Below are 12,504 nucleotides of genomic sequence, written 5' to 3'. Positions count from 1 at the left end.
GGCGGACGGTGCGGGTCAGAGCACGGCGCGCAGGAAGTCCTGCGTACGCTGGTTCTCCGGCTCGCTGAAGATCTTCTCCGGGTGACCCTCCTCGACGACGGATCCCTGGTCGAACATCATCACGCGGTTGGAGACGTCCCGGGCGAACTGCATCTCGTGGGTCACGATCAGCATCGAGATGTCCGTCTCCGCGGCGATGTCCTTGAGCACCGCGAGCACGTCGCCGACCAGCTCCGGGTCCAGCGCGGAGGTCACCTCGTCCAGCAGCAGGATCTCGGGATCCATGGCCAGCGCACGCGCGATCGCGACGCGCTGCTGCTGGCCACCGGAGAGCTGCGAGGGCCGGGCGTTCTTCTTGTCGGCCAGGCCGACCTTGTCCAGCAGCCCCTCCGCCTTCGAGGCGGCCTCGGCCTTCGACAGCCCCATCACGTGGATCGGGGCCTCCGTGATGTTCTCCAGCACCGTCATGTTGGGGAACAGGTTGAAGTGCTGGAAGACCATGCCGATGTGCTGGGTGATGCGGCGCCGCTGACGGTCGGGGATCCGCACACGCTTGCCGCCGGATTCCTCGTACTGCAGGGGCTGCCCGCCCACGTGGATGTAGCCGCCGCTGAGCTCCTCGAGGGTCATCACCAGACGCAGGATCGTCGTCTTGCCGGACCCCGAGGGCCCGATCAGTGTGACGCGCTCGCCCTGCGAGACGGTGAAGTTCAGGTCGTCCAGCACGGTGTTGTCCCCGAACCGCTTGACCACGTCGCGGAACTCGATGTGCGGGGCGCCCGGAGCGGACCCCGCCGCCAGGGCGCCGTCGGGCACGCCCTGCTGGAGGCCGCCGCTGTGGGCGCCGGGGTGCTGGTTGTTCTCAGGCAAGTTTCTTCTCCAGTCGTCGGATCAGGAGCGAGGTCGGGTAGCTCGCGGCCAGGAAGATCAGGGCCGCCAGCGTCAGCGGCTCCGTGTACCGGAAGTTGTTGCCGCCGTACTGCTGCGCCTCGCGCACCATCTCCCCGATGAAGATGACGGTCAGGAACGGCGTCTCCTTGAACATGGAGATCGCGTAGTTGCCCAGGGCCGGCAGCGTGTTGCGGATCGCCTGCGGAATGATCACCGCTCGCCAGGTGCGGGCGCGCGGCAGCGACAGCGCGGTCGCCGCCTCCCACTGGCCCTTGGCCACCGAGTCGATCCCCGCGCGGTACACCTCCGCCATGTAGGTCATGTAGTGGATGCCCAGCACGCAGATGCCGATGGTCAGTGTGTCGAAGTACTGCGACAGCACCAGGTTCGCGAAGACCAGCTGCACGACCAGCGGCGTCATCCGGATGAACTCGACCACGGCGACCACCGGGGCGCGCCCGATCGCCGGCAGGCTGCGGCGCAGGATAGCGACCACCAGGCCCAGCACCGCGGCGATGAGCGTGCCCAGCACAGTGGCCAGCAGGGTGATCTTGAAGCCGTCCAGCAGCGCAGGCAGGGATGCCCACGCGTGTCCCCAGTCCCAGAAGGTCATGCTGCACCCCCTCCCGTCGCGCTGCGCGCATTGGACCTGAACAGCGACCCCAGCGAGTGGGTGAGGCTCGGCCCGCGGCCGATGCGGTGCTTGGCGTCGATCTCCAGGGCGTTCATGATCATCACCAGCACCCACGCGATGACGAAGTAGGCCAGCAGCGCGAAGCCGAAGGCGTACCAGGTGCCCGTCGTCTGGCGCAGCCGATCGACCTGGTAGTAGAGGTCGTACAGAGTGATCGCGTAGACGATCGCGGTTCCCTTGAGGAGTTGGATCCAGAGGTTCGACAGCGAGGGGATCATCAGAGCCCACGCCTGCGGGATGATGACGCGGAACATGCCGCGCACCGGGCTCAGGCTGAGCGCGCTGATCGCCTCGTACTGCCCCTTGGGGACGGAGCCGATCGAACCGCGGACCACCTCGGCACCATAGGCACCGTAGTTCAGGGCCAGGGCGAGCACGCCGCAGAACAGGGGCGTCAGCTCCCAGCCCAGCTGGGGCAGCACGAAGAACCACCAGAAGAGCTGGACCACGAGCGAGGTGCCGCGAAAGAACTCGATGAATACCCGCGCGATCCCGCGCACGACGGCGTACTTGACCGTCTGAGCCAGGCCGAAGGTCAGGGCGACCAGCAGGGCGCCGAGCGCCCCGAGCACCGTGAGCTGGACGGTGACCCAGATGCCGTCGAGGATCTGGGGCCAGCGGGAGATCATGAACTCGGTGTTGGCCCCGAAGTTCTCGAAGAAGTCGTTCATGGGTGCATCACTTCCGGCGCGCAGCATGGACGGGCCCGGGGCGGTCATGAGGGGAACCGCGCCCGGACCCAGGCAGTCGCACCGGTCCCGCCGCGGGGCCTCGGGCGCCGCGGCTCACCGGAAGAAGCCTCACTGGAGGGCGGAGAGATCGCCGTCGCAGAGCATCTCGGTCGTCATCTCCTCGGGCGGCAGCTCGCCCTCGGTGAACCCGTACTCGCCCACGATGGAGAGGTAGCGCTCCGGATCCGAGACGATCTCCGCCAGCTTCTCGTTGTAGGCCTCCAGAAGGGACGTGTCGTCCTTGCGGAACACGGTCGCACCAGCGCCGTACTGCTTCTCGCCGTCGATGTCCGCAACGAAGCTGTCGGTGACCTCGACGTCGATGTTGGAGTTCTCGGCCAGCCAGTTCAGGGAGATGGCGGTCAGTGCGAAGGCGTCGGCGTTGCCGCTGTTGACGGCGTCCACGCCGTCCTGCGGGCCGCCCACCTCGAGACCGTTCAGCCCCAGCGACTCGACGTAGCCGGCCTCGACCGCGCCGGACATGGTGGCGACCGTGAGATCGGTGTCCACGAAGGACTGCATGTTCTCGAGCCCCTCGGGGTTGCCGTCCGGGACCATGAGTGCCGTCGTGTACTGGAACTCAGGGTCGCCGAAGGCGGCCTCGGCGCAGCGCTCGGGCAGGATCGACATGCCGGCGCTGATGATGTCGAAGCGGCCGGCGTTCAGGCCCGGGATCAGCGAGCTCCACTCGGTCTGGACACCCTCGACGGTGTCGATACCGAGCTCCCCGAAGATCTCGCGGTGCATGGCGACGGTGGCGCCCTGCAGGTCGCCGCCCTCCTCGAAGCTGTAGGGGGCCTCGCCGGCGAAGCCGACCGTGATCGTGCCGGCATCCTGCAGCTGCTTGAGCAGGTCGCCGCCGCTCTCGCTGCCGCCGCCGGAACCGCCGTCCCCGCTGCCTCCGGTGTCGGTGCGGCTGCAGGCGGCGAGGCCGCCGAGGGCCGCGGCCGACACGACGAGACCGCTCCCCTGGAAGAAAGTACGGCGATTGTGCATGAAGTGCTCCCTCTCACTGCGCCCACGGCGTCGCAAGCGCTCAGATTGTCGGACAACCTGCTGTTTGGATATCGGATCGCAGTCCACGCTAAGGGGTGAGGGAGGGACGTTCGCGGGTCAGGCCACGTATCGTGATGGTGTCGTGACCCGAGGGACGGGCCGCGTCCGCGCCGGATCGCGAGGTGCGGACCCGCTCAGCGGGGGCATCGCGCGAGCACCGGGGCAGTGCCTGGGGCGCGCTCCGACCAGGCCCGACGGGCGAATACGATGTCCATCGCGGAAGTGACCATGCGTAGTTCAGGAGGATGGCGATGACCACTCGGCACGAGGGGGTCCGGCTGCCGATGATGCAGCCGCTGCGCCGGCCCTCGATCATCGATCAGGCGGAGCTGGAACTGCGCAATGCCATCTACTACGGCGATCTGCGGCCGGGCGATGGGGTCCCGGAGGTGCAGGTCTCGCGGCAGATGGGCATCTCCCGCTCCTCGCTGCGAGAGGCGTGCCAGCGCCTGGTGCGCGACGGGCTGCTCACCCAGATCCCGGGGCGGGGTCTGTTCGTCACGCACATGGACGCCGAGACCATGTCGGACTTCATCGACTACCGCCTCGGCATCGAGATGCAGGCCGCCACGATCGTCGCCGATCGGGTCGCCGGTCTGCGGGAGGCCGGGAAGCCGGAGGCGGCCGACGCGCTCCTGTCGCCGCTGCGGGTCTCGATGGAGCGGAGCCGGGCCGCCCTGGCCGCCGAGGAGGTCATCGAGGCCGGCAACGCGGACCTCGACCTGCACCAGCAGATCGCCGAGATCGCCCGCAACCGCTTCCTGAGCACCGCGATGAACACCATCGTGATCCTCACGCGGATGGGCAGCTTCTCCGATCCCCTGGGCTTCGGCGTGCGCGCGGATCTGACCGCCACCCACGAGGCTCTGCTCGACGCCCTCTCCTCGGGAGACGGTTCGCGAGCCCGCGCCCTGCTGCGTGAATCGCTGCAGGAGCTGGCCGGCCGACTGCGCGCCGGGGCCGACGAGGACCTGGTGCGCGACCCGGACCTGCTCGAGAGCTCCGGCCCGGAGTGGACCACGATCGGCGAGGGCGGGCCGGCCTGAGCGGGGACGGAGGCATGAGAAGGGCCCTTCCCGGCGGAGAAACCCGCAGGTGAAGGGCCCTTTTCTTGGGCGGAGACGAGAGGATTTGAACCTCCGAGGCGATTTTAGTCGCCTACTCCCTTAGCAGGGGAGCGCATTCGGCCGCTCTGCCACGTCTCCTGGTGCGCACGCTCGCGGCGTGGCACGCCGATACAGCATACGGGAGCACGTGGAGTGCGCCAAAGCGACAGCGCACCGATCACGTCACACCGGGGCGCGCGGGTCGATCATCCTCACGTCAGCGTGCGTGGCGCAGGATTCCCGCTCCGCCGGTTCACAGCTGCTCTGCCGGTTCACAGCTGCTCTGCCGGTTCACAGGTGCTCTACCGGTTCACAGCCCGAGCTTCTCCCGCAGCAGCGTGATGTGCTTGGGCGTGCCGACGCGGTACTTCACGAACGTGAGGATCCCGTCGGCATCGATCGCGAAGCTCGAGCGGATCGTCCCCTCGACGAGCCTGCCGTACATGTTCTTCTCGCCCCAGGCGCCGTAGGCCTCCATGACCTCGTGGGTCTCGTCCGAGGCCAAGGTGTACGGCAGGTCCTGCTCGGCGACGAAGCGGTCCAGTTCCGGCACCGGGTCCGGAGAGATGCCCACCACGCGGTATCCGGCGTCGAGGAACAGCTGATGGTTGTCGCGCAGGTCGCAGGCCTGGGTCGTGCACAGCGAGGTGTTCGCCGCGGGGTAGAACCAGATCAGCGCCGGGGCCCCGCGCAGCTCGGCCAGGCTGACTCGGCCTCCCCCGGCGGTCGGCAGGTCGAAGTCGGGAGCGGCGTCGCCGACGGCGAGCTTCACGGGTGCGGCAGGCATGTCTCTCCTGGGAGGTGGTCGGGGCGGCGTCAGCGGCGCGGACCGGCCGGCCCGTCGCGGCCGCTCCCGCGGGAACGGCGCCGCCCGAGGTACGTCTCGCGGAAGCGGCGCTCGGCGTGGCGGTCTCCGAGCAGCAGCAGTTTGCCGGGCGCCGAGGGAATGGACTCGGTGTCGTAGCTCAGGGTGCCGTCCTCGTCGGCGACAGCGACGATCAGGCAGCCGGTGCGGCGGTGGACCTCGGAGTTGCGCACCGAGCGCCGCACCAGCGAGGACGGCCGCGGCACGAGGAACAGCTCGTTGCCCTCGGCCACCAGCACGCGGTGGCTGAGCCCGGCGTGGTTCCACAGGTCGGTGGCGCCGATGGTCGCGTAGGACAGCACCCCGTCGGCGCCGGCGCGATAGAGGGTGGCGACGTTGCGCTCGTAGGTGGCGCGGGAGACGACCTGCAGCTCGGGCCGCAGCCGCCGGCAGAACAGGGTGAGATAGACGTTCAGGTCGTCGTCGCGAGCGGTGACCAGCACGGCGGAGGCCTTGTCGAGCCCGGCCCGGCGCAGGATCCGCACGTCGGCGGCGTCGCCCTCGACGACGTCGTAGCTGGCCGTGCCCTCCAGGGCGGAGTACGAGTTCTGCACGCGGCCCGGGAGCTGTTCGACGATGGTGTTGGGCACGCCTTCGTCGGTGAGTCCGCGCGAGGCGGCACGGCCGACGCGGCCGCCGCCGATGATGATGACGGGATCCTCGGACTGCTCCTGGACCTGGAACTGCTCGTCGTAGGCGGCCAGCTCGTCCTTCTCGCCGGCGAGGATCAGCACGGTGGTGTCGGTGATCTTCAGCTCGGGCTTCAGGGGGCGCAGCCGGCCCTTGCGCATGATCGCGAGGATGCGCACGCACGAGCGCAGCTTGGAGATCGCCTCTCCGAGCGTCTTGCCGACCAGCGCGGTGCCGCGCGCGGCGGCTTCGGCGACGATCGTGTCCCCGAAGCTGCCGATGCGGTGGACGCGCCCGGTGGAGCCGAGCACACGGCCGGCCATCTCCTGACCCAGCACGGCTCCGAGCTCGAGGACGTGGTCGGCGCCGGCCAGACCCAGCACGTCCACGGAGACGGGCTTGCTGGCGGTGACCGCGATCGGCACGTCGCCCGCGCACTGACGGACGGTGAAAGCGACGTTCGTGTTCGCGGTGTCCGAGAGCGTCGAGACCACCAGCCGTGCCCGGTCGGCACCGGCGTTGCGGTACGTCAGGGCGGAGTCGAGGGGGCCGACGACGACGTGGCGGCCCTGGTCGTGCAGCTGCCCTGCCTCGATCGGGTCCTCGAGCACGACGACGGCGGGCACCTCGGAGCGCTCGGCGCGAGCGGCGAAGGCCTGGGTGACGGCGTCGGAGCCGACCAGGAGGACATGGCCGTGCAACTGCGGCGGCACCTTGCGCGGGGTGCGCGAGGTGCGGCGACGGTCCAGCCACGGGGTGACGATGTACTGGATGACGAAGAACGGGACGAGGACCAGGAGATAGACGACACCGCTCAGCAGGACGCCCAGGGAGAACAGGCGCCCGAGGTCCGTGTCGAAGGTGATGTCGCCGTAGCCGAGCGTCGACATGGTCGTGATCGCCCAGTACACGGCGCTGACCCAGGAGTGCTCCTGCCCCTCGATGTGCATGAGGCCCTTGAACAGGGCGGCGTAGCCGACCACCATCGCGAGCCCGATGGCCACGATCACCACACCGGCGCGAGATCGCCGACGGGCGATCGGGACACGGTCCCCGCGCCTGCGCTCCGCCTTCCACGCGCCCATGCGATTCCTCTCGAGAACAGTTCGGCTCCGACGCTGCGGGGCCTCTCCCCGCACCAGGCGAAAGCGTAGGCCCGCTGCGACGGCGGCACATAACGCTTGGTCGGACGATGAGCCCAAGACCACCAGCTTCGCCCCGGTGGAGGTCATTTCCGTGTCGTGATCGTGATGATCGCAGCCGCACGGAGCCCCGGGCCGGGGCGTGCGACTCGGGATCAGCCGGGGATCAGGAGCCCCCGGGCCCGCTCTGCCACGCGTGCGCGACCAGCTCACGAAGCACGTCGCTGTCCACGTCCTCGAGCTTCCTCACCCACACGCACCCGGCCCCTCGGCGGTGCGTGCCCAGCCGGTCCAGCAGCTCACCAGCGCGCGGGCCGTTCTGCAGTCCGTACAGGGCGAGATCCGCCGCGCGCGTGCTGAAACCGACGCGGAAGCTGTCTCCCTCCCGACCGGTGGCATAGACGTAGTGGTACTGCCCGAAGCCGATCATGCTGGGGCCCCACATCCTCGCCTGCTCCCCGGTGACACCGGTGAACAGCTCCAGCAGCTCTGCCCCCTCCCGTCGGCGACGGTCCCCGAGGCCCTCCAGGAACTGCTGCGGGGAGATGTCGGTGGGGCGCGTGGATCCCGAAGCGCGCGTGCCGGTGGTCCGCCGACCGCCCGTGGCCGCGGGGGCGCCTGCATCGGTCACGGTGAAGGTGGCGGTGCGCCGCTGCGGGGCCGGGGGCTCGCGCATGCTCATGCCGTGCTCCTCGAGCGCCGACTGCAGCCGTCTGCCGGCGGCGGGCCCGACGCCGTGCAGCTGCGCCAGATCGGGCCAGTCCGCCCCTGCGAGTGATCGGAGCGTCGTCAGGCCCTGCTCGGCGAGCGCGCGAGCAGCCGGCCGCCCCACTCCCGGGATGTCACCGATCAGGCCGTCCGGACCGCTCATGGAGCTCACCGTAGTGCTCGGCCGCAGTCGCCGTCGATCCTCGCGGCACGAACCGGGTGGGCAGGCCGATCCGTGCGGGCCCGTCGGACGTGCCGCCATCCCGTCGCAGCAGGTCGATCGCTTGGACGCCCATCTCGTAGCGCGGGACGCGCACCGTGCTGAGGCCGGGAGTCACCAGCGCGGCGAACTCGATGTCGTCCCAGCCCACGACGCTGATCTGGCCGGGCACCGCCACGCCGAAGCCCCGCAGCCGTTCCATCAGCGCCAGTGCCATCAGGTCGTTGTAGACCAGCACCGCGGTGACATCCGTCTGCAGGACGGCCTCGGCCCCCTGTCTGCCGCCCTCGACCGTCGGGGCGAACGAGCCCAGGTCGGTCCACTCGGTACCGATCTCGGCGCAGATCTCCTCGATCACGGCGCGCCGGACGGTGTCGGAGCGGCTGACCCTGGGGCCGCCGACGTAACCGAGGCGGCGGTGGCCCATCCGGCGCAGGTGCCGGATCGCGGCGGGGATGCCCGGGGTCACGTCGGCGAACACGCCTGGCAGGTCCGGGGAGACACGGTTGACGAGACTGAGCGGCGTCATGGAGGCAGCCTCCTCCAGTGCGCTCTCGTCCATCCGGCTGGAGCAGAGCACGATGCCGTCGACCTGGCCGGCCAAGGTGCGCACCAGCGGCAGCTCCCCCTCCGGGCTCTCGCCCGCGTCGGTGATCAGCAGCTGCGCACCCACGTGGTGCGCACGCGCCTGGGCGCCCTTGAGCACGGCCGGGAAGAACGGGTTCTCCAGGTCCGGGACGATCACCCCGTAGACGCCGTACCGGCCGGTGATCAGCGCACGCGCAGTGCGATTGGGGCTGTATCCGAGGTCGGCCGCGGCGGCGCGGACCCGTTCGCGAGTGCTCTCGCCGACCATCTCGGGGCGCTGGAACACGCGGGAGACGGTCGCGATCGAGACCCCGGCGCGGGCCGCCACGTCCTTCAGCGTGATCGCCATCCGGTGCCTCCGTCTCCTCCGCCCGGGCACGTCGGCCCGATCTGCAAAGTTTGCAGTCTCACCGCATCCTACGTCGCGGAATGCCCTGTCGCGCAGGCACGGGATATGCAATCGTTTACGGTGTGAGGGTTCGGAACGCTGACGTCCGCAGACCTCGCCACACGTTCCCTGCCAACGCCTCGGCAGACCTCGCCCACCCTCGACCCGTGCTCGATCGGAGACACCCATGACCCTGCGCACCGATTCCCTCGAGGCCGGCATCCGCTACGACGGATCTGCCCGCCACCTGCACCTGACAGCTCGCTCCTCGGACGCCCTCGCCCCCTTCGAGGGCGAGACCACGGCCGCCGGGGACGTGCACGAGCTGACCGGCCCGCTGTCCACCACCAACGCGAAGGCCCTGCAGGCCGCATTCCCCGTGCTTCGCCCGCAGCTGATCTCCGGGCATCGCACCTCCGTGGGAACCGGCGACCGCACCGGCCTGGCGACGCCGGGCCAGGCGCGCGCCTTCGGTGCCGTCGGCGGAGACGTGATGCCCGTGCTCGCCCAGCAGTCGATCCGCGAGATGGACCGCCTGGGCCGCAGCGCCCAGTCCGTCATGGACGAAGCGGTCTTCGGACTGCTCGAGGCCGGCTGGGACCGCGGCTTCGGGGCCGACTGCGACCACATCAAGAGCACCGACGGCATCGACCGCGGGCTCGCAGCCGGCTTCACGATGTTCACCCTCGATCCGGGCGACCTCGTCGCCGACGTGACCGGCGGCGTCAGCGAGGCCGACGCCGCCGCCCTCCCCTGGGACCAGCTCGAGGACTCCCTGGCCGCCGTGAGGACGCGGTACGTCGGGATGACCGTGGACGTCGGCCACTCCCAGATCGAGGTCACCGAGGAGGACGTGCTGACGGCCGCGGTGAAGTACGGCCGCGCGGTGGTGGAGGCGATCCGCCTGTACCGCCACGCCACCGAGAACGCCCAGCACGAGATCGAGATCGAGTTCGCCGTCGACGAGACCGCGTGGCTGACCACGTTCTTCGAGCACTACTACCTGGCCTCGGAGCTGAAGCGCCTGGGGGCCTCATGGTTCAGCTTCGCCCCGCGCTACGTCGACGGCTTCGAGAAGGGGCTGGACTTCCTGGGCGACACCGAGGAACTGCGCACCAACCTCGAGGCCCACCACGCGATCTCCGAGCAGTTCGGCGGCTACAAGATCTCGCTGCACTCGGGCTCGGACAAGTTCTCGATCTACCCGCTGTGCGTCGAGGCCACCGACGGACACGTGCACCTGAAGACCTCGGGCACCAGCTACCTGTGCGGACTCGAGATCGTCGCCGCGCACGATCCGGAGCTGTTCGCGGCGATCTGGGACATCTCCCGCGCCTCCTACGTCAAGGCCCGCGCGAGCTACCAGGTCTCCGCCCAGGAGGACCGCACCCCGACCTCGCTGGACGGCGTGGACCTCGTGGAGCTGATCCGCTCGGACGACGCCCGCCAGATCCTCCACGTCGGCTACGGCGACTCGCTGAACGGGACCGACGCCGCCGGCGCCTCGATCCACGACCGCTTCCTCGAGGTGGTCACCGCGCACCAGGAGCAGCACACCGACATCGTCGCCGAGCACATCGGCAGGCACCTCGCCCCGTTCGCCGCGGGAACCGCCGGACGCTGACCCCGAGCCACCGGCCGGCTGCTGGCTGCTGGCTGCTGGCTGCTGGCTGCTGGCTGCTGGCTGCTGAGGGAGGGTGGCACGAACTTGTAGCTGAGCGGCACGCGCCCTCCCCTCACAGGGGTCGCGGGCCGCTCAGCTACACCTTTTTGCCACCGGCCCGCGGCGCCGTGCCGTCGAGCAGGACCGGCCCCCACGCTGTGCACCGCGCAGGGTGGGCTGCGCGGGTCAGGCCACGCAGGTCAGGAGATCGACCGCTTGGGCATCGTCCACGGCACCACGACCAGCAGGATGACCAGCAGCGTCGCCAGCAGCGCCCCGATGACGGCGGCCTCCACGCGGCCCAGGACCACGTCGACGACGAACACGGCGACGCCCGTCAGCAACAGCGCCAGCAGCACGATCGCCGCCATCAGCAGCCGGTTGGCGATGCGCACCATCTCGTCCTTGACGCGCTGGCGGAACAGGCGCCGGTGGATCCCGACCGGGGTGAGCAGCAGGGCGACGATCACCAGCGCCAGCAGCAGCAGTCCGAGGTACAGGTAGATCTGGAACTGGTCGAGCTGGTCGAAGCGGGACTGGAAGGGCAGCACGATAAGGAAGGCGGCGAGGATCTGCGACCCCGTCTGGAGCACGCGGATCTCCTGGAGCAGCTCGTTCCAGTTCCGATCGAGCTTCTGGGCCTCGGTCTCGTCACGGCTGTATCCCCAGCCGACCTCGGATGACTCCTGCTCCGCGCGCATGGCCGTCAGTGTAGGGACGGTGGTCATGGAGCGCGAGGCCGAGCGGTAGGTGCCAGGATGAGGGTACGAGCGTCGGAAGGAGACGGTGGTGCTGGGATCGTTGATCTGGACGGCGTTGTGGTGGGCGGTGTACCTGCTGGTGTTCCGGCAGGACCGTCGGCGGGTGCGCAATGGTGTGCTGCTGCTGATCGCCCTGAACGCGAGCGTCTCGCTGGTGACTCAGCTCGTCTCCACGCTGCCTCTGGGCAATCTGTTCGCCCTCGCCGTGGGGATCGTCTCGCTGCTGGGCGTGCTCGCCCTCGGCGTGTTCATGGTCGCCAACGGGCTGACGATGGTGCGCAAGGAGGGGCGCTCGCTGGGCAACCTGCTGTCGGGTCTGGCCGGGGCTGCTCTGCTCGCCGCTCCCTGGATCGCGGCCGCCCTGGTGCTGACGATGGCGCCGCTCGCGATCGGCGCCGGCGCCCTGTTGGCCCTGGTCTCGCTGCACGTGGGCATCGCGTTCCTGGTTTTCCTGTGCGCCTCGGTCCCCTATCAGCTCTTCCCCCGCCAGCTCAGCACCACGGGCATCATCATCCACGGCTCGGGGTTGATCAACGGGAAGGTCAGCAAGCTGCTGCGGGGACGCCTTGATCGTGCGGTCGCCGAGCGGGACCGGCTGCTGGCGGCGGGTCTCGATCCGTTGCTGGTTCCCTCCGGCGGCAAGGGCGAGGACGAGCTGCGCCCGGAGGGCGAGGCGATGGCCGAATACCTGATCGACGAGGCCGGGATCCCCGCCGATCGGGTGCACGCCGAGACCGAATCCCGCACCACCGAGGAGAACGTGATCCTCTCCCACCGGATCCTCGACGAGGCCGGCCACCAGGGGCCGTACATCGTCGCGACCTCTCGGTACCACGCCTTCCGCGCCGCCCTGCTGGCGCGACGGCTGGGCTTCGCCGATGAAGCCGTCGGCGGGCGCACTGCCTTCTACTACGTACCCAGCGCCACCCTGCGCGAGTTCATCGCAGTGATGTCGTACCACAAGGTGTGGAACGCGGTGCTGCTGCTCCCGTCTCTGGCGTTCGTGGCCCTACTGGTCAGAGCAGCTTTCCTGGCGCCCTGAGGAGAGCACGGTCCCGCTG

The 12,504-nt window shown here is 69.6% G+C and carries 12 protein-coding genes and 1 tRNA gene; 3 read left to right on the top strand and 10 right to left on the bottom strand.

Translation table 11 applies throughout. The features are described 5' to 3' along the window. Positions 1–15 precede the first annotated feature (15 nt). From ehuA to ACFQRJ_RS00905, 4 genes are all read right to left on the bottom strand, one after another. Positions 16–753: an ectoine/hydroxyectoine ABC transporter ATP-binding protein EhuA gene (ehuA, locus tag ACFQRJ_RS00920; RefSeq protein WP_377016373.1), complete on the bottom strand. Its 738-nt coding sequence runs from the start codon at positions 751–753 to the stop codon at positions 16–18. A 109-nt stretch (positions 754–862) separates the two neighbouring features. Continuing rightward, positions 863–1,504, bottom strand: coding sequence for an ectoine/hydroxyectoine ABC transporter permease subunit EhuD (gene ehuD / locus ACFQRJ_RS00915; protein WP_377016067.1), 642 nt, complete (start codon positions 1,502–1,504; stop codon positions 863–865). After that, positions 1,501–2,256, bottom strand: a complete 756-nt coding sequence (ehuC, locus tag ACFQRJ_RS00910) for an ectoine/hydroxyectoine ABC transporter permease subunit EhuC (RefSeq protein ID WP_377016065.1) — start codon at positions 2,254–2,256, stop codon at positions 1,501–1,503. Before ehuC ends, ehuD begins: the two co-directional genes overlap by 4 nt. Positions 2,257–2,385: 129 nt before the next feature. Further along, positions 2,386–3,312 (bottom strand): transporter substrate-binding domain-containing protein, encoded by a 927-nt coding sequence (locus ACFQRJ_RS00905; protein WP_377016063.1) that lies wholly within the window; start codon positions 3,310–3,312, stop codon positions 2,386–2,388. 311 nt (positions 3,313–3,623) lie between these two features. On the opposite strand from ACFQRJ_RS00905, the gene ACFQRJ_RS00900 reads away from it, so the two are divergent. Beyond that, entirely contained in the window at positions 3,624–4,418 is a 795-nt protein-coding gene (locus tag ACFQRJ_RS00900; protein WP_377016061.1) for a GntR family transcriptional regulator, read from the top strand. Between the two features lie 70 nt (positions 4,419–4,488). Here ACFQRJ_RS00900 and ACFQRJ_RS00895 read toward each other — a convergent pair. The 5 genes from ACFQRJ_RS00895 to ACFQRJ_RS00875 all read right to left on the bottom strand — a co-directional run bounded on the left by ACFQRJ_RS00895 (position 4,489) and on the right by ACFQRJ_RS00875 (position 8,980). Continuing rightward, positions 4,489–4,577, bottom strand: a tRNA-Ser gene (locus tag ACFQRJ_RS00895). 211 nt (positions 4,578–4,788) lie between these two features. After that, positions 4,789–5,265, bottom strand: coding sequence for a peroxiredoxin (locus tag ACFQRJ_RS00890; protein WP_377016059.1), 477 nt, complete (start codon positions 5,263–5,265; stop codon positions 4,789–4,791). Positions 5,266–5,294: 29 nt separating this feature from the next. Further along, positions 5,295–7,058 carry a potassium channel family protein gene (locus tag ACFQRJ_RS00885; protein ID WP_377016057.1) on the bottom strand — a complete coding sequence of 588 codons (1,764 nt, stop codon included), beginning with the start codon at positions 7,056–7,058 and terminating at the stop codon, positions 5,295–5,297. Positions 7,059–7,281: 223 nt separating this feature from the next. Further along, the gene (locus ACFQRJ_RS00880; protein WP_377016055.1) at positions 7,282–7,986 is read right to left on the bottom strand and encodes a helix-hairpin-helix domain-containing protein; all 705 of its coding nucleotides are present in this window, start codon (positions 7,984–7,986) and stop codon (positions 7,282–7,284) included. After that, positions 7,958–8,980, bottom strand: a complete 1,023-nt coding sequence (locus ACFQRJ_RS00875) for a LacI family DNA-binding transcriptional regulator (RefSeq protein WP_377016053.1) — start codon at positions 8,978–8,980, stop codon at positions 7,958–7,960. The genes ACFQRJ_RS00880 and ACFQRJ_RS00875 overlap by 29 nt, the downstream gene beginning before the upstream one ends. A gap of 226 nt (positions 8,981–9,206) precedes the next feature. Here ACFQRJ_RS00875 and ACFQRJ_RS00870 point away from each other — a divergent pair, with 226 nt between their 5' ends. After that, positions 9,207–10,643, top strand: a complete 1,437-nt coding sequence (locus ACFQRJ_RS00870; RefSeq protein WP_377016051.1) for a tagaturonate epimerase family protein — start codon at positions 9,207–9,209, stop codon at positions 10,641–10,643. 239 nt (positions 10,644–10,882) lie between these two features. Here ACFQRJ_RS00870 and ACFQRJ_RS00865 read toward each other — a convergent pair whose 3' ends face one another. Continuing rightward, on the bottom strand, positions 10,883–11,383 hold the full coding sequence (locus ACFQRJ_RS00865; protein WP_377016049.1) for a DUF6328 family protein: 501 nt from the start codon (positions 11,381–11,383) through the stop codon (positions 10,883–10,885). 88 nt (positions 11,384–11,471) lie between these two features. On the opposite strand from ACFQRJ_RS00865, the gene ACFQRJ_RS00860 reads away from it, so the two are divergent. Beyond that, a complete protein-coding gene (locus ACFQRJ_RS00860; protein WP_377016047.1) occupies positions 11,472–12,485 on the top strand; it encodes a YdcF family protein in 1,014 nt (337 codons plus the stop codon). Positions 12,486–12,504 lie beyond the last annotated feature (19 nt).

The sequence above is a fragment of the Brachybacterium sp. GCM10030252 genome, from assembly GCF_042666535.1.
GTDB lineage: Bacteria > Actinomycetota > Actinomycetes > Actinomycetales > Dermabacteraceae > Brachybacterium.
The sequence above is the reverse complement of the archived record's forward strand: the minus strand, read 5'-3'. Positions and strand labels throughout refer to the sequence as shown.